Source organism: Rhizobium sp. FY34 (assembly GCF_005222845.1).
Classification (GTDB): domain Bacteria; phylum Pseudomonadota; class Alphaproteobacteria; order Rhizobiales; family Rhizobiaceae; genus Neorhizobium.
Map to the genome: position 1 here is coordinate 91,039 of NZ_STFZ01000036.1, position 20,959 is coordinate 111,997.

21 protein-coding genes are annotated in these 20,959 nt (G+C 59.7%); 11 read left to right on the top strand and 10 right to left on the bottom strand.

All coding sequences use genetic code 11. The annotated features are described in order from the left end of the window. Nucleotides 1–67 precede the first annotated feature (67 nt). Both E8M77_RS21615 and E8M77_RS21620 read right to left on the bottom strand, forming a co-directional pair. Nucleotides 68–1,306 carry an ABC transporter substrate-binding protein gene (locus tag E8M77_RS21615; RefSeq protein WP_137132686.1) on the bottom strand — a complete coding sequence of 413 codons (1,239 nt, stop codon included), beginning with the start codon at nucleotides 1,304–1,306 and terminating at the stop codon, nucleotides 68–70. Between the two features lie 75 nt (nucleotides 1,307–1,381). Continuing rightward, nucleotides 1,382–2,425: a substrate-binding domain-containing protein gene (locus tag E8M77_RS21620; RefSeq protein ID WP_137132687.1), complete on the bottom strand. Its 1,044-nt coding sequence runs from the start codon at nucleotides 2,423–2,425 to the stop codon at nucleotides 1,382–1,384. 275 nt (nucleotides 2,426–2,700) lie between these two features. On the opposite strand from E8M77_RS21620, the gene E8M77_RS21625 reads away from it, so the two are divergent. Beyond that, nucleotides 2,701–3,159, top strand: a complete 459-nt coding sequence (locus E8M77_RS21625) for a MarR family transcriptional regulator (protein WP_137132688.1) — start codon at nucleotides 2,701–2,703, stop codon at nucleotides 3,157–3,159. A gap of 141 nt (nucleotides 3,160–3,300) precedes the next feature. On the opposite strand, the gene E8M77_RS21630 is transcribed toward E8M77_RS21625, so the two are convergent. Next, nucleotides 3,301–4,080 (bottom strand): inositol monophosphatase, encoded by a 780-nt coding sequence (locus tag E8M77_RS21630; RefSeq protein ID WP_137132689.1) that lies wholly within the window; start codon nucleotides 4,078–4,080, stop codon nucleotides 3,301–3,303. Nucleotides 4,081–4,399: 319 nt separating this feature from the next. Between E8M77_RS21630 and E8M77_RS21635 the strand changes: the two genes are divergently transcribed. From E8M77_RS21635 to E8M77_RS21680, 10 genes are all read left to right on the top strand, one after another. Continuing rightward, a complete protein-coding gene (locus E8M77_RS21635; protein WP_137132690.1) occupies nucleotides 4,400–5,749 on the top strand; it encodes a sugar ABC transporter substrate-binding protein in 1,350 nt (449 codons plus the stop codon). Between the two features lie 108 nt (nucleotides 5,750–5,857). Next, complete coding sequence (locus tag E8M77_RS21640; protein ID WP_137132691.1) at nucleotides 5,858–6,409, top strand: SIS domain-containing protein; 552 nt, start codon at nucleotides 5,858–5,860, stop codon at nucleotides 6,407–6,409. A gap of 49 nt (nucleotides 6,410–6,458) precedes the next feature. Further along, nucleotides 6,459–7,373: a sugar ABC transporter permease gene (locus tag E8M77_RS21645; protein WP_137132692.1), complete on the top strand. Its 915-nt coding sequence runs from the start codon at nucleotides 6,459–6,461 to the stop codon at nucleotides 7,371–7,373. Beyond that, nucleotides 7,373–8,191 carry a carbohydrate ABC transporter permease gene (locus E8M77_RS21650; protein WP_137132693.1) on the top strand — a complete coding sequence of 273 codons (819 nt, stop codon included), beginning with the start codon at nucleotides 7,373–7,375 and terminating at the stop codon, nucleotides 8,189–8,191. The genes E8M77_RS21645 and E8M77_RS21650 overlap by 1 nt, the downstream gene beginning before the upstream one ends. Then, complete coding sequence (locus E8M77_RS21655; RefSeq protein WP_137132694.1) at nucleotides 8,188–9,099, top strand: TIM barrel protein; 912 nt, start codon at nucleotides 8,188–8,190, stop codon at nucleotides 9,097–9,099. The genes E8M77_RS21650 and E8M77_RS21655 overlap by 4 nt, the downstream gene beginning before the upstream one ends. 40 nt (nucleotides 9,100–9,139) lie before the next feature. Next, entirely contained in the window at nucleotides 9,140–10,117 is a 978-nt protein-coding gene (locus E8M77_RS21660) for a sugar-binding transcriptional regulator (RefSeq protein WP_137132695.1), read from the top strand. 56 nt (nucleotides 10,118–10,173) lie between these two features. Next, entirely contained in the window at nucleotides 10,174–11,262 is a 1,089-nt protein-coding gene (ugpC, locus tag E8M77_RS21665) for a sn-glycerol-3-phosphate ABC transporter ATP-binding protein UgpC (protein WP_137132696.1), read from the top strand. Nucleotides 11,263–11,284: 22 nt separating this feature from the next. After that, entirely contained in the window at nucleotides 11,285–12,322 is a 1,038-nt protein-coding gene (locus E8M77_RS21670) for an NAD(P)-dependent alcohol dehydrogenase (protein ID WP_137132697.1), read from the top strand. Nucleotides 12,323–12,351: 29 nt separating this feature from the next. Further along, the gene (locus E8M77_RS21675) at nucleotides 12,352–13,068 is read left to right on the top strand and encodes an SDR family oxidoreductase (protein ID WP_137132698.1); all 717 of its coding nucleotides are present in this window, start codon (nucleotides 12,352–12,354) and stop codon (nucleotides 13,066–13,068) included. A gap of 43 nt (nucleotides 13,069–13,111) precedes the next feature. Continuing rightward, nucleotides 13,112–14,722 (top strand): FGGY-family carbohydrate kinase, encoded by a 1,611-nt coding sequence (locus E8M77_RS21680; protein ID WP_137132699.1) that lies wholly within the window; start codon nucleotides 13,112–13,114, stop codon nucleotides 14,720–14,722. Between the two features lie 220 nt (nucleotides 14,723–14,942). Here the strand turns inward: E8M77_RS21680 and E8M77_RS21685 are convergent, their stop codons facing one another. From E8M77_RS21685 to E8M77_RS21715, 7 genes are all read right to left on the bottom strand, one after another. Then, nucleotides 14,943–15,707: a cyclase family protein gene (locus E8M77_RS21685; protein WP_137132700.1), complete on the bottom strand. Its 765-nt coding sequence runs from the start codon at nucleotides 15,705–15,707 to the stop codon at nucleotides 14,943–14,945. A 3-nt stretch (nucleotides 15,708–15,710) separates the two neighbouring features. After that, on the bottom strand, nucleotides 15,711–16,628 hold the full coding sequence (locus tag E8M77_RS21690) for an NAD-dependent epimerase/dehydratase family protein (RefSeq protein WP_137132701.1): 918 nt from the start codon (nucleotides 16,626–16,628) through the stop codon (nucleotides 15,711–15,713). Beyond that, nucleotides 16,628–17,605, bottom strand: a complete 978-nt coding sequence (locus tag E8M77_RS21695) for a fumarylacetoacetate hydrolase family protein (protein ID WP_137132702.1) — start codon at nucleotides 17,603–17,605, stop codon at nucleotides 16,628–16,630. The genes E8M77_RS21690 and E8M77_RS21695 overlap by 1 nt, the downstream gene beginning before the upstream one ends. A 27-nt stretch (nucleotides 17,606–17,632) precedes the next feature. Then, nucleotides 17,633–18,214: a cupin domain-containing protein gene (locus E8M77_RS21700; RefSeq protein ID WP_137132703.1), complete on the bottom strand. Its 582-nt coding sequence runs from the start codon at nucleotides 18,212–18,214 to the stop codon at nucleotides 17,633–17,635. Then, nucleotides 18,211–19,356, bottom strand: coding sequence for an MFS transporter (locus E8M77_RS21705; protein WP_137132704.1), 1,146 nt, complete (start codon nucleotides 19,354–19,356; stop codon nucleotides 18,211–18,213). Before E8M77_RS21705 ends, E8M77_RS21700 begins: the two co-directional genes overlap by 4 nt. Nucleotides 19,357–19,427: 71 nt before the next feature. Further along, entirely contained in the window at nucleotides 19,428–20,558 is a 1,131-nt protein-coding gene (locus E8M77_RS21710) for an FAD-dependent oxidoreductase (RefSeq protein ID WP_137132705.1), read from the bottom strand. Beyond that, complete coding sequence (locus E8M77_RS21715) at nucleotides 20,555–20,950, bottom strand: Rieske 2Fe-2S domain-containing protein (RefSeq protein WP_137132706.1); 396 nt, start codon at nucleotides 20,948–20,950, stop codon at nucleotides 20,555–20,557. The genes E8M77_RS21710 and E8M77_RS21715 overlap by 4 nt, the downstream gene beginning before the upstream one ends. Between the last annotated feature and the right edge of the window lie 9 nt (nucleotides 20,951–20,959).

Sequence of the window (20,959 nt, forward strand, 5' to 3'; positions counted from 1 at the left end):
TCGACCCTTCGCCTCCTGAAGCAGGGATGGGAGGGCAGCGCACATCACGCCGCCCGGCGGATCGCGGTTAAAGATTGATGACGTATTGCTTGGTGTCGTTGGGATTCTTCACCAGATCGCAGACGCTGGCCGTGTCGAGCGGCTGCACATCCTGGTAGCTTTCCAGCACCGACCACTTCCTGCCCTTGACCTCCGCCAGGAAGGCGTTGCGGGTCGCGTGGTGAGTTGCCTTGTCGATGAGCACCTTGCCGCTCGGACCATCGAAGGAAATGCCGCTTTCCAGCGCCTCGATCAGCTTCATGCGGTCTATCGAGCCGGCTTTCTGCACGCCGAGGGCCCAAAGATGGACGCCCTCATAGGTGGCCGCAGCCAGTTCGCTGATATAAGGCGTATCCGGTTGCGCCTTCTTGATCTTCTCGACAAAGGTCTTGCTGGCCTGCGTATCCAATTCCTCGAAATATCCATAGGCACCGAGAATGTTTTCGCTCTCAGTGGCGTCCAGCGTCGAAGGCTCATTGACCAGACCGAATGTGGTGGAGGCGATCGGGATCTGGCTCTTCATGCCCGCCGATGCCCACTGCCGATAGAAGGCGGTATGATTGCCGCCAACCAGTGCCGAAAGAATAAGATCCGGCTTGGCAGCCTGTATCTTTGAAATCGTTGGTCCAAAATTGGTGACATCCAGGGGAAAGAAGTCGATTGAAAGAACCTCGCCGCCATTATCCTTGACGTATTTCGTCATCCACTTGGCGGTGATCTGGCCGTAATTGTAATCGGCCGCAATGATATAGGCTTTCTTGCCGGCCTTATTCATGGCGCTGGGAACAAGTTTTTCTACCGTCTGGGCGGGTGTCGTGCCGGTGCAGAACGTGTTGCGGTCACAGACGCCACCCTCATAAAGCACATTGTAGAAATAGGGCACCTTGAACCGATCAAAGGTTGGCCGCACGGCCTCACGCGAGGCGGACGTGATGCCGCCATGAACGACGGCCACCTTGTCCTTGAGCGCGAGTTGTTGTGCATATTGCGAATACATCTGGATGTTCGACTGCGTGTCATAGTGAATAGCCTTCACCGGACGACCGATCAGGCCACCCGCCGCATTGATCTCTTCCACCGCCAGATTGAGCGCATAGACCATCGGCGTTCCGGATGCCGCAAGCGGGCCGGACTGGTCGTGCAGCGCGCCAAGAAGAATCGGATTATCGGCAGCCGATGCGCTGTGACGCAGGATGGCGGGCGCGCCGATCAGCGCAGCAGAAGCGACGGCAGAGCGATGCAGGAAGCGACGGCGCGACAGGATCATGGTTTTGTTTCCCCTTGGTTATGATCACCATAGGGATACTTAATAATGCAATATTTGAAAAAGCAAGCATCTTTCTTAAAGATTGCCCATGATCGAAAACTCATAGCCGTCCAGGCGCGCCAAGTGAACGGGATGGCGACTGCCAACGGCCGGCGTCACTTCATGGCCGCGCGCCGTCTTGCGCATGGGCACCCGGCCCCACAGACACCTCAGACGGCCCGCATCAAAGCTTCCTGCCTCCTCGACCATGGCAGCCAGGGAGTAAATCCCTTCGTAGCAGGATTGCCCGAAAGCATTGGCAGGTGGCGGGTTCTCGCCATAGGCAGTGTGGTAGCGCTCGAGAAAAGCACCGTTGTTGCGCGAACGGATTGCCGCAAAATAGGCCGAGGAGACGTAGACATTCTCGGTCTCGTCATCGCGCAACCCGTAAACCACGGTTTCGTCTATCCCCGAACTGAAGCGCAAGACACGAGGCGACAAGCCGACCTCGCAGAAGGCACGGTTGAAGGAAATATTGTCCGAGCCAAGGAAATAGGGAATGACCACATCCGAACGCGTGCTTCGAATGCCGTCGAGGATCTCGTCATAATCCGCAACGCCGACCGGCACATAGTGTTCGCCCGTGACCACACCGCCGGTTCGTTCGATCAGCATCCGGGCGATCTTCAGGCTGCGACGCGGCCATATATAGTCACTGCCGCAGAGAAAGAAGCGGCGGGCACTCCGGCGCTCCATCAGCCAGCACAGCGCAGGAGCCATCAATTCGTCGGTTGTCTCGCCCGTTGTCATGACATTCCCAGCAGATCCCTCAAATTGCGGCGTATAAACGAGAGGAACTCGATCGCCGGTAACGCGCGCCACGCAGTCACGCGCGTCGCTGGGTATCATCGAAACAACGCCTGCGACTTTCAGTTCTTCGATCGCCTGGATGGCCGCCTGTCCAGCTGATTGCGCCGTGGGCCCCGCATCGATGACATGCAGTTCAACATGTCGCTTGAGAATGCCGCTCTGTTGGTTGATTTCATCGACAGCCAGCCGCCCACAAGCTTCCGCTGAAGGCCCCCATAGGCCAGCCGAACCCTGTTGCGCAATCAGCAAACCTATCCGGACAGTCTTCACCTTCAGAACTCCCCTGCATGGCGGATTCTGTCGCACTCCCTTTAAGGACGCATGAATTGTGCCATCTCACCGAATCCAACTTTGCTGCAGCAGCAACCTGCTGCGAATGCCTTCTAGACGGTGCGACCATCGCAGCCCGGCTAAATTTTCAGCATCGAAGCGCCCCATTTCGCATAATCTCTAAGCACAAAGCAGCCTGCGGAGACTTGCCTGAAACCAGCGGGAATTATATGTAGAGGAAAATATTGAAATCTGAAGCAACCTGGAGGCGCTCAATGCAACTGTCGAATTTGATCTGCGGCTTGAACCGCCAGATTGAGCAGACCCTCGATGCTGGCCTCCGGGCACATGGCATTTCGATCGAGCAATATCGTGTGCTTCAATCCGTGAAGATCGAGAACGGTATCGCCATGGGCGATCTTGCCGCACGCGTCTTTGTCGATTCCCCAACGCTGACGAAGATTATCGACAAGATGGTTGCATCCGCCGATGTCTATCGCGGCCCCGATCCGCACGACCGTCGCCGCGTGCTGATTTTCCTGTCGGACAAGGGTGCAGCAAAGTTCAAAGACGTACAGTCGGTTGGACTGGATGTCGAACGCCAATTGGCTGAACGGCTTGGTCATGATCAGGCAGACTTTGTGCGCCATTTGAGAGCAGTCTTTCTGGACGCACGGGGAGTATCATTTTTGACAGACCAAAAGACAAATGGATCACCCGCTCCGCGCACCTAAACGAATCCGCTTGCTGATCGCTGCGAGCAACCAATAGCGCCAAACACGACGTCATCGCCTGCATCGATATTGTGATCCTGATCGATGAGCGTCCGGCAAGCGGGTATCAAATGTAAAATTCGTTCCACTAGCTAACTTCGATCAATTGGCGCCCAACCTCTTCAGTTCAGCAAACACATGGTCATTGCCTGCCCAAATCGGGCCTGGTTGCTGAAGGTTGCCGGAAAAATGTGCCTTGCCGCCCGCCTCGCGGACGAGGATAACGCCGGCCAGACAATCCCAGGCAAACAGCGTCGGATCATAGTAGCCAGCAAGACGATTGGCGGCGACATAGGCGAGCATCAGCGCACCCGACCCGACGCGAAACAACACGCCGCCCTCCCGGTAAAGCCGCGCCACGAAACGCCCGGCCTCATCGGGGTCAGCACGCTCAGTGGCGCCATAGCCGATGGTGGTGGAGCGAATGGTCCAGTCCTGCCTGATCGTCAGGCGCCGATCATTGAGATAGGCTCCTTTGCCCTCCTCAGCTGTATAAAGTTCGCGCAGCATCGGTGCATAGACAATGCCCGCAATGGGACGGTCCTCGTGCATCACTGCGATGGAAACGGTCCAGTTCGGCTGACCAACGAGGAACGCCATGGTGCCGTCGATCGGGTCGATGACCCAGTCGAACCCTGAGCCGCCATGACTGGAGCCGGCTTCCTCACCGACAAGGCCATCGTCAGGAAACGAACGGCGGATCATCCGACGTATATGAGCCTCGACTACAGTGTCCGCCGCACTGACCAAGTCCTGCGTTGAGACCTTCTGCTGCGACATGAGATCCTGTGGCCGGGCCAGAAAGGCACGCGCCTTGGCGCCAGCGGAGTGCGCGATCTTCTTTGCCAGCCCCAGACGGGCCGAGACGTCGAGTTCGGACATGTCATCTCCTACCCGGATTGCCGGTTATCGGTTGGTGGAGCACATCACAGTTCGCGCAAAAATGCTATTGCAAAATTAAAATTACATATGTATCGATTGATCATGTGAGGAGGAGAGGGTGGTCTCCTAAGCAATTGATAAAACGATAGGAATGGCATTTTCCGCCAGAGGCGGAGCTATGGCCGGACAACGACTGGCACGGCCGGCGCCTGGTCATGTTGGAAGCTTGCCTGTGATTCCTGAGGTGTACGGGACAATCAGATCAATCAGTTTCATTCGCGTGACCCAAAGGGCACGCGGCATTCAAGGAGGAGTGGATATGAAGCGGTTCTTGAAAATGTATACCAGCGTGCTGGCGCTGACACTGGCGGCGGCAAGCCTGCCGGCTGCAGCCTTCGCCGATTGGCTGGACGATGCAGCAAAGCCCCTCAAGGGCACCGAAATCAGCGGCATCTTCCTTGATCGTCCGGGCTACCGTGCGATCATCAAGCTGCTGCCGGAGTTTGAGAAAAAGACCGGCATCAAGGTCAACTACGAAATCGTCCCTTACGAAAATACCCGCGAGAAGCAGGTGTTGAATTTCACATCCCAGGGTGACCTGACGATGGCGCTGGTGGATCTCGTGTGGATCGGCGAATTTGCCGAAAACGGTTGGATCGAGCCGGTCAGCGATTTCACCAAGGACAAGACGATCACCGATCCCAACCTGAAGCTGGAAGGGTTCTTCCCTCTGCTGCTGAATGCCTTCGGCTCCTGGGGCGGCAAGACCTATGGCCTTCCCTTCGACAACTATTCCGGCCTGCTGTTTTATAATTCCTGCAAGTTGAAGGAAGCCGGCTTCGACAAGCCCCCGGCAACCTGGGACGAACTGGCAAATGTCTATGGACCGAAGCTGACGGACGCCTCGAAAAACCAGTATGCCTATGCGCTTCAGTCGCTGCGCGGCGAAACCCAGTCGGCCGACAGCTTCATGCGCTTCCTGTGGCCCTTCGGAGGTTCGCTGCTCGACAAGCAGTTCAAGTCCAACCTGATGAGCAAGGAAAGCCAGGCGGGCCTGAAATTCCGCCAGGATATGATGAAGTATATGCCGCCAGGCATCGTTAGCTTTGACCATGCGGAAGCCGTCAATGCGCTGGCACAGGGCCAAGTGGCGATGATCACCGAATGGTCCGCATTCTATGGCACGCTCGCCGATCCGGCCACCTCAAAGCTTGGCGACTGCTTGGCCGTTGCTCCGGAACCCGCAGGTCCGGCCGGACGCCTGCCAGCACTCGGCGGCTTCTCGCTTGCTGTTGCCTCGCAGGCCACTGAAGAGCAGAAAAAGGCCACCTGGCTCTTCATCCAATGGGCCACCTCGGAAGATATCGCCAAGTCCTATGTGGATGCCGGCGGCGTCTCCGGCCGCATGTCGGTCTATCAGGATCCGGCGGTCAAGGCGAAGTACAAGTTTGTGGAGCCGATGGTCGCTTCCTGGCAGGCTGGCGTGCCGGAATTCCGTCCGCGCTTCCCCGCCTGGCCGGCCATCTCGGAAGTCGTTGCGGAATGGGGTTCCAAGATGATGCTGGGCGAAGTGTCCATCGAGGGTGGCGCCAAGGAGATCGGCAGCCGCATGGAGGGAATCCTCGCCAAGGATGGTTATTACGACGGCAAGAAGAAGCTTCTTCAGTAAGCGACATCTTGCGTGAATCCGCCGCCGGACGCCCGGCAGGCAAAGCCTGCACCTGCGGCGGATTTTCAAGCATTCTCTGGATCATGAACCCTGCTTCGGATTGCTGCCATGCTGCATCTTTCGGCAAGAGCCCTTGAAGAACTGAACGCCTGCCTATCAAAGGTTGCCATGCCGGATTTCGATGCGGCGGTGCGCGAAATCTCGGAGGCTCGCCGGATCGCGCTCTATGGCGTTGGGCGCGAGGGCCTGCAGATAAAGGGGCTTGCGATGCGCCTTTATCACCTTGGCCTGCAGGCAAGCGTGGTGGGCGACATGACGACACCACCACTCGACGCTGGCGATCTCCTGATCGTCTCGGCAGGCCCTGGCACCTTCTCCACCGTCTCGGCGCTCATGAAGGTGGCGCGGATGGCGGGGGCAAGGGTGCTTTTGGTGACGGCAGAGCCGCAGGGCGCAGCGGCCGGTCTTGCCGACGTCATTCTGCCGGTTCCCGCGCAGACTATGGCAACGGACCAGGGGGCGGCAAGTTCGGTCCTGCCCATGGGCTCACTGTATGAGGGGGCGCTCTACATCCTTTTCGAACTTGTCATCCTTGCGTTGCGGGATGAACTGGGCGTGTCGGCAGAGATCATGCGGGCCAATCACACCAACCTGGAATGACGTAACGGACGCCGTGCCAACCGCGCGGCCGGAACGAAAGAAGACAGCCATGCCTGAAACGACCGCACCACCAAGTCGAGTCCCGAACCGAGGCTATAGGCAATGGACGCCTTTCTGGTTCCTGGCGCCTGCGGTACTGACTTTGCTGCTGATAGGCATCTATCCGACAATCTTCGCACTGGTCACCTCGTTTCGACGCTACAATATCGCCCGCCCGCGCGAAGGCTTTCCCTTCGTTGGCCTGGAGAATTATGTCTCGGTTCTCTCCGATGGCACCTTCTGGGCAAGCCTTGGCACGACAGCGCGTTTCTACATTACCGTGCTGCCGATCCAAATCATGCTTGGCCTCGTCATCGCTCTTCTTCTGCACAAGACCGGCATGGGTTTTCTGAAGGCGCTCGCCCGCGTCACGCTGGTCGTGCCGCTCGCCACCACCTACGCCGTTGTCGGCCTAATTGGCCGCCTGATCTTCAACCGCGATTTCGGTGTGGCAAACCAGTTTCTCGATATGATTGGAATCGGGGGCTTCGACTGGCTGGGCTCTCCATCGGGCGCCTTTGCCGCCATTGCCATTATGGACATCTGGCAGTGGACGCCGTTCTGCGCGCTGATCTTCCTGGCCGGCCTCTCCATGGTGCCGGGCGAAATCGAGGAAGCGGCGCGGCTCGAAACATCGTCCAAATGGGCGCTGCTGAAGCATGTGCAACTGCCCTATCTGCTACCGGGACTGACGGCGCTTCTCATCCTGCGCTCGGCAGATGTTTTGAAGCTGTTCGACATGGTCTTCGTTATGACTCGCGGCGGGCCAGGATCGGCAACCGATCTCGTCTCCATCTATATCCAGCGCGTCGGTTTTCGCATCTTCGATCTCGGCACCGCCTCGGCGCAGGCGATCCTGCTTCTGGTACTCACCATCCTGATCAGCCGTCTCTACATCCGCATTCTCTACAAGGAGGTGCAGTAATGCGTCTTTCCACGTCAACGCTGCTTCATGCGCTGGGCCTTGCGACCGTCGTCGCCTTCTCGCTCTTTCCATTCTACTGGATGGTTGCGGCAAGCTTCAAGACGCAGGCCGATATCCTGGCCTCGCCGCCGGTCTTGTTCTTCACCCCGACGCTCGAGAACTACCGGGCGGTGTTTGCCGATGCCAAGGTCTTTGGCGCCGTCGGCAATTCGCTGCTGATTGCCAGTGCCACCACGGCGCTGGCCGTGCTTCTGGGGGCGCCGGCCGCTTTTGCGCTGGCCCGCTACGAGTTTCGCGGCAAATCCGACCTGTGGTTCTGGTTCATCTCCAACCGCATGATGAGCCCCATCGTCCTGGCGCTGCCGGTTTATCTCTTGGCCTTGCAGACAGGACTTCTCGATACGCACCTCGTGCTGATCCTCATCTATCTCACCTTCAACCTGCCAATCGTCGTGTGGATCTGTACGGACCAGTTCAAGTCCATTCCGCCGGACCTGGAACAGGCAGCACGACTGGATGGCGCTGACCAGTTCACCATCTTCCGCAAGATCTATCTGCCGCTCGGAGCGCCGGGCATTGCTGTGTCAGCGATATTCTCCTTTATCTTCTCCTGGAACGAACTTCTCTATGCGCTGGTGCTGACCCGCCGCAACGTGCAGACGGCACCTGTCGTCGCCACCTCCTACATGTCCGGTTATGAACTGCCCTGGGGGAAGATCATGGCCACGGGCACCGTCATCGTGCTGCCGGTCACCATCTTCGCGCTGATCGTGTCCCGGCACATGGTACGCGGCCTCACCATGGGAGCGACGAAATGACGGCGGATCTCAGTCTCGGCGTCAACCTCTCCTTCTGCGTCAAGCGCTGGATCACACCAGAACTCTGGGCACCCTTGGTGCGCGAGCGCCTGGGGCTGGATTTCGTGCAATATTCCCTGGATCTCACAGATCCGATGTGGCCGACGGCTATCCTCGACCGTCAGGCCGAAGCGATCCGCCGGGAAACGGAAGACTATGGCATCGGTGTCCACAGCGCCTTCATCGGCCTTGCTCATTATACCTATAACCAGATGTTGCATCCAGATCCGGCCGTCCGCGATTATGCCGAGACCTGGTTGGCGCGCGCCTATGCCTTTGCCGCCAATGCGGGCATTGCCGCCGTTGGCGGACCGCTCGGGGCAATTGCATCGCGTATCGATGGCCACGAGGCAGAGGAGATCCCTGCGCGAGACTATGACGACCTCGTGTCCCGCATGCTGCGCCTTGCCCAACGCGCCCGATCCGAAGGATTGAGTGAACTCTTCGTCGAGCCCACACCCATGCGGCGCGAATGGCCCTGGACGATTGATCAGGCGCGCCGGATGATGACCGATGTGGCCGGCAGTGCAGTGCCGTGGAAGCTCTGCGTCGATTGGGGCCACGGCACCCATCAACCGCTTTACGGTCCGCAGGTCGACAACATGATGCCGTGGTTCACCGGTCTGTCGGATGTCATCGGCGCAGTTCACATCCAGCAGACCGATTTCCAATTCGACCGTCATTGGGATTTCACCGAGGAGGGCCTGGTCGATCCGGCACAATCGGCGGACGAACTGAGGCGTGCCGGGCTTGCGCATGTGCCGGTTTTCCTTGAAGTCTTCTACCCTTTCGAGCGTGATGACACCTCTATTCTCGCAGCACTGGAAGCCTCTTCCCAGTTGCTAAAACGCGGTTTTCGCACAGCGTGACGAGAAATGAGCCAGGCATCCGGCACAAATGGATAGATAGATGAACAGCTTTGACCCCGACAGTGGCCCTCTCTCCCAGCTGGAGCTGGATGCGCAACAGGTGCGCGCGCGCGTGGCCTGGCTTTATTTTGTTGGCGGGCTGACCCAGCAGGATATTGCCGACCAGCTGGGCCTCACCCGTCTGCGGGTTAACAAGATCCTCGGCCAGGTGCGCACAGATGGGTCTGTCGTAGTGGATATCCGCCTGCCGCTTGCCAACTGCATCGAACTTGAGCAGAAGCTGACCGGCAAATTTGGCTTGAGCGAGGTGTGCGTCGTTCCAGCCCTTGAAGACGAGGCGGAGCAGCAGCGGGTGATCGGCGATGCTGCCGGTGCGCTGCTCGACCGGCTATTGCAGAACGGCATGGGGCTTGGCGTCGGCTGGGGCAAGACGCTAAAGGCTGGCCTTCGAAGGCTCACGCCTCGGCCGCTCTCCGATAGCTGGGTCACATCCGTCATGGGTGGACTGACACGCGGCTCCGGATCCAGCACGTTCGAGGTGGCTACCGGCTATGCGCGCGCCATCTCGGCAGAATGCTACTATCTGACGGCGCCACTCTATTTCCCGACAGCCGAAAGCCGCGAAATGCTACTGTCGCATTACGGCATCAGCGAAACGATGCGCCGTGCCCGTTCGGTCGACGTTGCGCTCCTATCCTGCGGCGACATGACCGCGCGATCGCTGCTCGTCAATACGCCGACCGTTTCGGAAAATCTCGCAAGCCTGCTGAAGGCTGGCGCCGTCGGCGACATTCTCGGCGTCTTCCTCGATGCCGATGGCCGGCCGGTGGATCACCCGCTCAATGAGCGCGTGCTGTCGCTGAAGCCAGAGGACCTGAAGTCCGTCCCCCATTCCATCCTGGCGTCGGGTGCGCTCTACAAGCTGCCAATCCTCAAAGCCATTCTGAAGGCGGGATACGTGAAATGCCTCGTCACCGACGAGCGTTGCGCGGCTGCCATCCTTCAAACAGATCCATGAAAACTATGCCGCAGCAGTCCTCCGGCGGCCGCTGCTCTCACTGGAGTTGATGCCAAATGACCTTTCTGCAACTGCGCGATATCAAGAAGAAATTCGGGGAAGTCAGTGTCATCAAGGGCGTGAGTTTTTCTGCACAAAAGGGAGAGTTCGTCGTCTTCGTCGGCCCGTCCGGCTGCGGCAAGTCCACCCTTTTACGCATGATCGCGGGGCTGGAAGACGTCAGCGACGGCAAGCTTTCCATTGATGGCAAGGACGTGACCTACGAGGAACCCGCCAAGCGCGAGGTGTCCATGGTGTTCCAGTCCTATGCGCTCTATCCCCATATGAGCGTGTTCGAGAACATGGCCTTTGGCCTGCGCATGGCAAAGTTGCCGGAAGACGAGATCAAGGCCCGCGTTCTGGAAGCTGCGCGCATCCTGCAAATCGAGGCACTCCTCGAACGCAAACCGCGCGCGCTCTCCGGCGGGCAGCGCCAGCGTGTTGCCATCGGCCGCTCGATCGTTCGCAACCCGAAGATTTTCCTGTTCGATGAGCCCCTCTCCAACCTTGATGCAGAACTGCGCACGCAGATGCGTGTCGAAATCGCCAAGCTGCATCGTAATCTGGGAGCCACAATGGTCTATGTGACCCATGATCAGGTGGAGGCGATGACGCTTGCCGATCGGATCGTGGTGCTGCGCGCCGGGCTGGTGGAGCAAATCGGCACGCCGACCGAACTTTATGACAATCCGTCCAATACGTTTGTCGCGGGTTTTATCGGCTCGCCCAAGATGAATTTTCTCGATGCAACGGTGACAGATGCCGGTGTCGGCGTCCTCACGGTCAACCACCCCGCCTTCATCGGTGGCAGCATCGTTATCTCCTCGCCAGCGGCCGGCCGGATCCGAAAGGGTGAAAGGATCACGGTTGGCCTACGCCCGGAACATCTGACGCTAAACACCGACAAGCCGCGGCTGAGGCTCACACTGGATATTTCTGAAAATCTCGGCGGATCGACGCAGTTCTATACCACAGGTGGATCGGAACCGGTGACGCTGATCGTGCCCGGTCGGCCGGCAATTGCTGCCGGCAATGCCTTGGACGTCGGAATTGCGGCGGACCATATCTATCTTTTCGATGCGCAGGGCCAAGCGCTCAGGGCGTGATGCAAAACAGGATACCAAACCGATGAAAGCACTGGTGCTTGAACGCAAGGGCGAACTTTCGCTACGCGACATCGATCTTCCACTAAACCTAGGATCGCAGGATGTGAAGATCGCCATCCACACGGTCGGGGTCTGTGGCAGTGACGTGCATTATTATACGCACGGCGCCATTGGCGCCTTCGTGGTGCGCGAACCCATGGTGCTCGGACACGAAGCCGCCGGCACGGTCACGGCTGTTGGTGCTGACGTCCGCAACCTAAAAGTTGGCGACCGTGTCTGCATGGAGCCGGGCGTTCCCAACATGTCGTCGCGCGCTTCCAAACTCGGCATATACAATGTCGACCCGGATGTGCGCTTCTGGGCAACACCCCCTGTGCATGGTGTGCTGATGCCGGAGGTGGTACATCCGGCCGCCTTTACCTACAAGCTTCCCGACACGGTGTCCTTTGCCGAGGGCGCAATGGTTGAGCCTTTTGCCGTCGGCATGCAGGCAGCCAGCCGCGCCCGCATCACGCCCGGCGACGTGGGCGTGGTCATCGGCTGCGGCCCGATTGGCATCATGACCGCGCTGGCAGCCCTTGCCGGCGGCTGTGCCCGCGTGTTGATTTCGGATTTGAGCGCACCGAAACTGACCATTGCCGCACAATATCCGGGCATCACGCCGGTCAACATCACGCAAAGCTCGCTACAGGAAACGGTGATGGCGGCAACCGATGGCTGGGGCGCCGATATCGTCTTTGAAGCCAGCGGCAGCCCGAGAGCCTATCAGGGCATTTTCGACCTGATGCGACCGGGCGGCACCCTTGTCATGGTCGGCCTGCCGGTGGAGCCTGTCGCCTTCGATATTCCGGCCTCCATCTTCAAGGAAGCGCGCATCGAGACGGTATTCCGTTATGCCAATAATTTCGACCGCGCGGTGAACCTGATTGCCTCCGGCAAAGTCGACCTGAAACCGCTGATCACCGACACGTTCGATTTTGCAGACAGTATCGCCGCCTTCGACAGGGCAGCCAAAGGCCTGCCGGAAGACGTCAAGATCCAGATCCGCATGCCATTCTGATCGATTGGAGCAAGACAGTGAACCAAAGCATGAACCAAAAGGTGGCCGCCATCACCGGCGCAGCATCCGGCATCGGCCTTGCCTGCGCCCAAGCACTGCTTGCGGCCGGCGCGACCGTGGTCTTGATCGACCGCGCCGAAGACAGGTTACGAGCATTATGTGCCGAACTCGGCCCTCGGGCCCAGCCACTGGTTGTTGATCTGCTTGATCCGGCGGCCCTGTCGGCCATTCTACCGCGCATCCTTGATCTTGCCGGGCGGCTCGACATCTTCCATGCCAATGCAGGCGCCTATATCGGCGGTCCGGTCGCCGAGGGCGATCCGGATGCCTGGGACCAGATGCTGAACCTCAACATCAATGCTGCCTTTCGCTCTGTTCATGCCGTCCTGCCGCATATGATCAACCAGAAATCCGGCGACATACTCTTTACAAGCTCGGTGGCGGGCGTTGTGCCGGTCGTCTGGGAGCCGATCTACACGGCCTCAAAATTTGCCGTGCAGGCGTTTGTCCACAGCACCCGCCGGCAGGTGGCGCCCCATGGTGTCCGGGTCGGCGCGGTGCTGCCGGGTCCGGTGGTGACGGCACTTCTCGATGACTGGCCGAAGGAAAAGATGGAGGAAGCCTTGGCAAATGGCAGCCTGATGCAGCCACAGGAAGTGGCGGAAGCAGTTCTCTTCATGCTGACCAGACCGCGCAATGTCGTCATCCGCGACCTTGTTATCCTGCCCAACAGCGTCGATCTGTAATAGACCTATTGGAAATGGATGTTCTTCGAGGAATGGACAGAACATGACGGACGGCCTGCATTTCATCGGCATTGACGTGGGAACGGGCAGCGCGCGCGCCGGCGTGTTCGATGACAGGGGCACATGCCTTGCCACGGGCAAGCAGGATATTCGCCTCTATCGCGAGGCCCATCAGATGGTGGAGCAATCCAGCACCGATATCTGGCAGGCTGTCTGCGCGGCCGTGCGTGGTGCCCTCCGTGCCTGCGCAATTGTGCCGGAAAGCGTTGCCGGCATCGGCTTTGATGCCACGTGTTCACTGGTCGTGCTGGGGAATGGCGGGCGTTCACTTGCCGTTGGGCCTTCGGAAGACAATCTGCGCGATGTCATCGTGTGGATGGACCATCGGGCAGTGGAGCAGGCAGAGCGCATCAACGCGCTCGGGCATTCCGTTCTGCATTATGTCGGTGGACGGATCTCGCCGGAAATGCAGACCCCGAAACTTCTTTGGCTAAAGGAGCATCGTCCGCAGACCTTCGCGGACGCCTGGCAGTTCTTCGATCTTGCCGATTTTCTCACCTGGCGCGCCACAGGAGACCTTTCCCGCTCAACCTGCACCGTGACTTGCAAATGGACTTATCTGGCCCACGAACAGCGCTGGGATCCGGGTTATTTTCAAGCGATTGGCCTTGGCGAGTTGGCACAGGAGAATTTTGCGCGCATCGGTCAGACCATCGTCGAACCCGGAACAGCAGTTGGCAAGGGGCTGACACCGGAGGCCGCTCTGGAACTTGGCCTTATCCCTGGCACACCCGTCTCTGCCGGAATGATCGATGCTCATGCCGGCGGAATCGGAACGGTTGGCATCGGTGGCCAGCCTGAGCGCAATCTAGGCTATGTATTCGGTACATCCTCCTGCACGCTCACCTCCACACGCGAACCTGTCTTTGTGCCGGGCGTCTGGGGACCCTATTATTCGGCAATGGTGCCGGGCATGTGGCTGAACGAGGGCGGGCAAAGTGCGGCAGGTGCGGCAATCGATCATCTCCTGGCTTTTCATCCGGCCTATCCCGAGGCACTTGAGCTTGCACGCAACAAGGGTGAGAGCGTTCCCCTTTTCCTGTCGAAATGCGTAGAGGCACGGTTGCGCGCGGCATCCGACGCCGTAACACTTGCTGCAGGCCTGCATGTCGTTCCGGAATTTCTCGGCAATCGCGCGCCCTTTGCCGATCCTCACGCGCGGGCCGTCGTTGCAGGACTTGGTATGGACGGTGATCTCGATCACCTGCTATCGTTGTACGTTGCCGGCCTGTGTGGTATCGGCTATGGCCTGCGGCAAATTCTGGATGCACAATCACAGGCGGGGGCATATGTCGAACAGGTCGTCATCAGCGGTGGCGCTGGCCAGTCCCTGCTCGTCAGGCAAATCCTGGCCGATGCCAGCGGCAAGACCATTGTTGCACCGCTGACCGCAGAACCCGTACTCCTGGGCGCTGCTATGCTTGGCGCGACAGCCAGCCGAAGCTTCGAGACATTAAACGACGCCATGGGCGCAATGAGCCAGGCGGGTGCTGCCTATGAAGCCTGCGACGGCGAGTTACGCGCCGTGCATGACAGGCGCTACGCAGCCTTCAAGACGTTTCAGGGCGCACTTCGTGTCGCACGCGACAGCTAGGACAGATCAACCTCCTTCAGGCCTACGTCATCTGCACCGAAAAAGTTGACCACCACCAATATTGTGCGAAAGCCTGTTTTGCAGGCCGAAACACACACCGGCGATACATGCCATGCGCACGACGCCCGTTACGCCTGATGGCACTGGCGAACTGAAACACGGACACAATTCCATTCCGCTGGTCTCGCGCTTGAACCATTCGTCTTGGAGACGTGGCGGATCAGAGTATCGCGACCGCGCGGCACCAGCCGGCCGATCCACCCTTGATCTTGATCGGCAGACAGGAGACCGTGAAGCCGGAAGGCGGCAGTTCATCGAGCCTGGTCAGCTTCTCCATATGTAGAAAGATGCCTTCGCGGGCGGCCTTGTGACCTTCCCAGATGAGGCCTGCATCCTTTGTCTCGGCAAAGCGCTTTGCCGTGAGCGGAAACGGCGCGTCCCAGGACCAGGCGTCGGTTCCGGCGATGTGAACGCCCTTGTCCATCAGCCAGTGCGTTGCTTGGCGCCCTATACCGCAGCCCTTCCCAAGAAATTCCGGCCGGCCATAGGCAGCACCGGCGGCCGTATTGATCAGCACGATATCGAAGGGCTGCAAGTCGTGCCCCGTCGCCTTCACTGCGGCCTCAAGATCGGCTGCGGTGGCGATATATCCATCCGGAAGATCGCGCAGATCAAGTTTCACGCCGGGACGGATGCACCAGTCGAGGGGCACTTCGTCGATCGTCCAGGCCCGCTCACCATTGTTCATCGTGGAGGCGAAATGCCAGGGCGCATCGAGATGCGTGCCGGCATGCGCCGTCAGGCTGAGTTGCTCGACCGCCCAGCCTTCGCTGCCGGGAACATCGGCAATGTCGAGCCCGGGAAAGAACCGCACAACCTCTTCGGCGCCTTCCGCATGGCTGGTATAGCTGATCTTGGGGCCAAGCCCCGGCGGATCGGCAGGAATGTCGTTTTCAATGGCGACGGAGAGGTCAATGATCTTCATGGGTCAGTCTCCTGAAAGAGCGGCTTTCACAAGCGCGTCGAGATCGAGATCCGCCTGAAAGCCGAAAGAATTGGCTGTGCTGGCATCCAGCTTCGGCATGGCGCCGAAAATACGTTGCAGGGTGGCGTCGTCGCCAAACTGAACCTTCGCCATCTGGCCCGTCACACGGGCGATGGCATTTGCGACATTTCCGACGCTCTCATGCAGCACGGGAGGCTGGATCACGGTGGGCACCGCATTGCTTGCACCGGCTGCGTGAAGCAGGATGTTCACGGCCGCAGGCCGCGACATCCACCAGCAGGCGCTCTCTGCCGCAACCGGGCAGGTATAGGCATCCCCTGCCGCGATGCTGTGGAAAATCTGGCTCATGAAGGCCGAGCCATGGCCGCTTTCTGTAGCAGGACGAGCGACGAGGCCCGGAAAACGCAGGCTGATAGCGGACAGGACCCCACGACGGGTCATGTCGGACAGCAGGATTTCGGTCATTCGTTTGTGGGCGCCATAGGTGAGTTCCGGCTGGCAGACGGTCGCGTCTGTCACCCTGTCCTGTCCCAGATCTCCGTAGACGGCGATCGAGGATGCAAAGACGAGGCGAGCGCCCGGTCGCTGCGCCGCGACCTCTTCGGCAAGCCCGATCGGGGTCAGCAGATTGACGTTGAGACCGAGACCCTGTTCGCGTTCAGCAAGGCCGCCGGGAATGCTCGCGAGATGGAAGACAAGGTCGAAGCCAGGATCGAGCAAGGCCCGCCGGAATGCCGGATCGCTGAGATCCCCGGCCATTGTCTCCATTCCCGCCCCGCACAGCCCCTCGACCACGCGATCGGTGAGCACGATGCGTTTGGCTTGCGGCAGGGTATCGGCGAGCCGGGCGGTAAGGCCGCGCCCCAGGAAGCCACCTGCACCAGTGACCAGGACGCGCATCAGACCTTTACCACCTGCTGGTCGATGACGCCGAAGGGCGCCGAACCATCGGAGAGCCGGGCTTCCATGCGCACCCGGTCACCCCAGGTCAGGAAGGGAGTGCGGGATGCGCCCTCATCGAGAAGTTCAATGACCCTGATTTCCGAAATGCAGGAGGAACCGGCGGCCCGGTCCGCGTTGGACACAGTGCCGGAGCCGACCACGCTGCCTGCGGAGAGCCGGCGTGTGCGGGCGCAATGCGCAATCAGTTGACCGAAAGAGAAATGCATCTCGCTGCCTTGGGCGCGGCCGACCTCACGGCCGTTGATCTCGACATGCAGCGTCAGACCGACGCGCCCGTTCGCCCAATAGGCACCCAGTTCGTCCGGCGTGATCGCAACAGGGGCAAAGGCGGTCGATGGCTTGGCCTGCAGGAAGCCGAAGCCGGCGCGCATTTCCCTTGGGCCCATGGCGCGCAAGGACCAGTCATTGATCTGCACGAGCAGGCGGATATGCGCCTCGGCAGTCTCGGCTGACGTGCCCATCGGGACGTCTGAAAGAACGACGCCGAATTCGCCTTCCATGTCGATGCAAAGCGCGTCGTCGGGAAACTCGACATCGGCGAGCGCCCCGCGAAAATCATCACTCGCCCCTTGATAGATCAGCGGAATGATCTCGAAATCCGGATTGATCGGATTGTCAAAGGCCTTGTCCATCAACCGTCCATGGTTGAGGAAGGCAGAAGCATCCAGCCATTGCGGCGCGCGCGGCAGGGGCGCCAGGCACCGCTCCGGTTCAAAGCGTGTCGCGAAGGGCTCTTCGCCGGCATTCAGCCTGTCGGAGAGCGTGCCAAGCCGCGGGGAGACCTTATCCCAATTCTCTATTGCCTCAAGGAGCGAGGCGGCAATGCCGGTTGCCGGAATTGACCGGGTCAGATCGCGCGAGACGACCCAGAGCTGTCCGTCGCGGGTTCCGTCATGATAGGTGGCGAATTTCATATCGACCTCATTCCTGCTGGATTGACTTCAATGGCCGGCGAGCGCGTCGGCTATAGCCGGCTCATAGGTGCCGGAGACCAGCACGAAGAGCATTCGGCACATCCGCCCGGACCTATTGGCCCAGGCATGATTGGTTCCCCGCTGGATCACCACCGAACCCTGTTTCAGGAGCACCTCACCGTCGTCCAGAACAAGTGTCATCTCGCCCTCGATCACCACGCCGTAATCGATCGACTCCGTTCGGTGCATCAGGGGATGCGGCGAGTTCTGCTTGACGGTGGATGCGCCCTTGTCGCCGATTTGCTCGAAGGCATCACCCATCTGCTGCGCGCCATTTTCCAGAAATTCCTCGGTATCCGGTGGAATGTCGACAAACCGGATCCGTGTGCCGCCTGGGGGAGGCGGCAGCACCAGCGGACCCAGCGTCGGATCGACACCGTTGCCAACGGCGGCCGGGCTGCCACTGGTGGACCAGACTTCGTGAAACACCGTTCCGGGGATTGCGGAAACGTCCACGACCGTTGGCAAAGGGCCAACTTCGGAAAGGACGGATCTGCCGTCATCGGCATGGCCGGTTGTGATCCGCGTGATGGGGGGAAATGCAGTCATGCAGTTGTAACCTTCAAGGAGCCGCCAGCCGAGCGGGCGATGGTGAAGAACGAGATGGAAATCGCAGCCACAACACAGGCCATAAGTCCGAGCGCCGGGAAGCCGAGGTTTTCACCCAGGGCACCCCCGAAGATGGGGCCAAGCGCTGCACCGACCATGAGCATTGCGGGGGTTGCGGCCACCGCACGGCCGGTGGGATCAAGCCGGGCCAGCAGGCCGAAGACGAAAGTATGGGTGAAAATCTGCACCGCGACGAAAACAGCCGCCGCCGGTGCCCAGATCTGGAATGCGGTCGCCGACGTGACAATGATGGCGAGGACGGCCTGAACCGCCGGGCCGACCTGTGTCACAACGGTTGCGGAGATGCGCTTCTCCAAAATTGCGGCCAGCGGCGATGGAACCAGAAAGTTCACGACCCCCAGGGCAATCAGAACCCCCAGAACATGAGAGGCTTCGAAACCGCGCGCCCTGCCAATCACTTCCACGAAGGAAAACACCATGGCCTGATTGAAGGTCATGAAGCCGATGCCAAGGATCGTCAGCCATATCGCACGGCTGAACGGAGGGCGTTCTTCCGCAATGCCGCCTTCGACCTTGGGAAAAAAGAGAATTGACGAGACGGCTGCAAAGGCCATGACGCCACCGAATGTCTGGAACAGAGCCGGAATTCCAAACACGATCATCAATTGCGGAATAAGACCGAGAAGCACGATCGCAAAGAGACCAATCGCTATGCCCGCCATTGCGAAAAGCCGATGGGGATTTGCAGCCCGCCCCATCGTGCCATGCACCATAGACAGGGCCGAGCCCAAGGCCAGTCCGGCGACGAGATGCAGAATGGCCAGTTCGGCAAACTGTGTTCGTTCCGCAGCGATGAAGAATGCTACAGCGGTGACCGAAAAGCCGATCGCGGCCACCAGGCGCTGGTTCATGCGGTTGAAACGGGGCGCCAGAACGACGCTTGCCAGAACGGCACCGAGCAGAAAAAGGGTCAGGACCGCACCCGCCATCTGCGGCGTGAAGGCAAGTCGCTCCACCAGAGCACCAACCCAGATCGGCAGCGCGATCAGATCGAGCATGCCTGCACAATGACCGATGACGAGAGCCGCAGCTCCGGCAACCTTAAATTTTTGTCCCGACATTGTCTATTCTCCTCCTCATTGAAGGTGCATGGCGAACCGCCTCCCAGTCCGCTCAATGCACCTGTTCTTGTTCAGATTGCGCCGGCCAGCGACCGCATGGATTGCTGCATGATCGAGGCGTGTTCCTCGCGGCTTCCGCCCTGGATCTCGATGTCGGCCAGACGACCGGAATTCTCCACCACCATGCGGCAGCGATCCCAGCGGCGCTCTTCGAAGGCGGTGAGGGCACCCTGCAGGTCGCTGCCCTTGACGAGTTCTTCTGCAAGCACCATCGCATCTTCGATGCCAATGCACGCGCCAGCAGCCAAATGGGGCGTCGTCGCATGTACGGCATCGCCGATCAGCGCGATGCGGTTGCTATGCCAGGGCCGCGGCAGAAGCATCTGCTCAAGCGGGCGGTAGACGATGTGATGCTCGGACGACAGCTCGGATGCAATCTTGCGGATCGTCGGCGAGGGGAAGCGTTCAAGCAGCCCCCGGAGAGTTTCGACGAAGGTTTCCGGAGGCACGAATTCATTGGTGGCGCGATCTTCGGTCAGGAACAGATAGACCTTGTCCGCGGTAACGCAATTGACGCCGACCTTCAGCTTGGGCCCCATCCACATGGTGATCGTATCAATGCCGTCTGGACGCGGCAGGATGGCGCGCCAGACAGACTGGCCGATGAAGCGGGGCTTCGGCGCATCGGGGAAGACCTTGGTTCGGACAGTCGAATAAAGGCCATCGGCGCCGATCACCAGATCATAGCGCGACACGCTGTCGTCGCTGAAGGTGACTGTTGCACCGTTTTCGTCCTGGGAAATATCGGTGAAGGTCATGCCGAGGCGGATATTGGTGGCAGAATTGCGCACGGCCTGCGACAGGATCTTCGCCAGCGCCGGGCGCAGGATTGCGCCGCCGCCCGGAATCTCGGGTCCGGCAACGCGCGGCGTCGGAATGCTCATGAGCACCGCATCATTCGGGCCGCGCAGTTCAACGCCGTCGGTCGCAAAACCCTCCTGCATGAACTGGTCGATCAGACCGAGCTGCTTTATGACGCGAAGCGTCGAGCCATGCAGGCTGATGCCCGCACCGTATGATCTCCAGCCGGCATCAATCTCGACGAGATCGACCTCGAAACCCTGGCGTGACAATTGCAGGGCGGCCGTCATGCCTGCAAAACCGCCACCGATGACGAGGATCTTCCTGATACCTGAATTCATGCTACTCCTCCTTCGCATGGTGCAACGACGAACACGTCGCCCGCTTCGCCCACAGCGATTTCAATTCGTGTCAAACTCTGTCCGAGGCAGGGCCCCAGAATGCATTGGCCCGTATCCATTTCGAACAGGGCATGGTGGGAATGGCAGGTGAGATGGGTTCGCTCGCCATTCAGGTAAGCATCGGTCTTCCAGGCCATCGGCGTGCCGGTCGAGTAATGCGGACAGGCGTCGAGCCAGGCGTGCAGGGCTCCGTTTCGCCGGACAACGATGACCTTGCGCTTCGAGCCTTCCAGCGGCCCGAAGCCGCGCGCCTCGCCTTCCGCCACATCGTCCCTATGGCAGAGGCGTTGACCCTGTTGTTGAAAGCCGGTTGGTGCCGCATGGCTAGACATGCTCTCCTC

Coding starts and splice junctions, on each gene's coding strand:
- E8M77_RS21615 (WP_137132686.1), bottom strand. CDS start 1,306: ATGATCCTGTCGCGCCGTCGCTTCCTGCATCGCTCTGCCGTCGCTTCT.
- E8M77_RS21625 (WP_137132688.1), top strand. CDS start 2,701: ATGCAACTGTCGAATTTGATCTGCGGCTTGAACCGCCAGATTGAGCAG.
- E8M77_RS21630 (WP_137132689.1), bottom strand. CDS start 4,080: ATGTCCGAACTCGACGTCTCGGCCCGTCTGGGGCTGGCAAAGAAGATC.
- E8M77_RS21635 (WP_137132690.1), top strand. CDS start 4,400: ATGAAGCGGTTCTTGAAAATGTATACCAGCGTGCTGGCGCTGACACTG.
- E8M77_RS21640 (WP_137132691.1), top strand. CDS start 5,858: ATGCTGCATCTTTCGGCAAGAGCCCTTGAAGAACTGAACGCCTGCCTA.
- E8M77_RS21645 (WP_137132692.1), top strand. CDS start 6,459: ATGCCTGAAACGACCGCACCACCAAGTCGAGTCCCGAACCGAGGCTAT.
- E8M77_RS21650 (WP_137132693.1), top strand. CDS start 7,373: ATGCGTCTTTCCACGTCAACGCTGCTTCATGCGCTGGGCCTTGCGACC.
- E8M77_RS21655 (WP_137132694.1), top strand. CDS start 8,188: ATGACGGCGGATCTCAGTCTCGGCGTCAACCTCTCCTTCTGCGTCAAG.
- E8M77_RS21660 (WP_137132695.1), top strand. CDS start 9,140: ATGAACAGCTTTGACCCCGACAGTGGCCCTCTCTCCCAGCTGGAGCTG.
- ugpC (WP_137132696.1), top strand. CDS start 10,174: ATGACCTTTCTGCAACTGCGCGATATCAAGAAGAAATTCGGGGAAGTC.
- E8M77_RS21670 (WP_137132697.1), top strand. CDS start 11,285: ATGAAAGCACTGGTGCTTGAACGCAAGGGCGAACTTTCGCTACGCGAC.
- E8M77_RS21675 (WP_137132698.1), top strand. CDS start 12,352: ATGAACCAAAAGGTGGCCGCCATCACCGGCGCAGCATCCGGCATCGGC.
- E8M77_RS21680 (WP_137132699.1), top strand. CDS start 13,112: ATGACGGACGGCCTGCATTTCATCGGCATTGACGTGGGAACGGGCAGC.
- E8M77_RS21685 (WP_137132700.1), bottom strand. CDS start 15,707: ATGAAGATCATTGACCTCTCCGTCGCCATTGAAAACGACATTCCTGCC.
- E8M77_RS21690 (WP_137132701.1), bottom strand. CDS start 16,628: ATGCGCGTCCTGGTCACTGGTGCAGGTGGCTTCCTGGGGCGCGGCCTT.
- E8M77_RS21695 (WP_137132702.1), bottom strand. CDS start 17,605: ATGAAATTCGCCACCTATCATGACGGAACCCGCGACGGACAGCTCTGG.
- E8M77_RS21700 (WP_137132703.1), bottom strand. CDS start 18,214: ATGACTGCATTTCCCCCCATCACGCGGATCACAACCGGCCATGCCGAT.
- E8M77_RS21705 (WP_137132704.1), bottom strand. CDS start 19,356: ATGTCGGGACAAAAATTTAAGGTTGCCGGAGCTGCGGCTCTCGTCATC.
- E8M77_RS21710 (WP_137132705.1), bottom strand. CDS start 20,558: ATGAATTCAGGTATCAGGAAGATCCTCGTCATCGGTGGCGGTTTTGCA.
- E8M77_RS21715 (WP_137132706.1), bottom strand. CDS start 20,950: ATGTCTAGCCATGCGGCACCAACCGGCTTTCAACAACAGGGTCAACGC.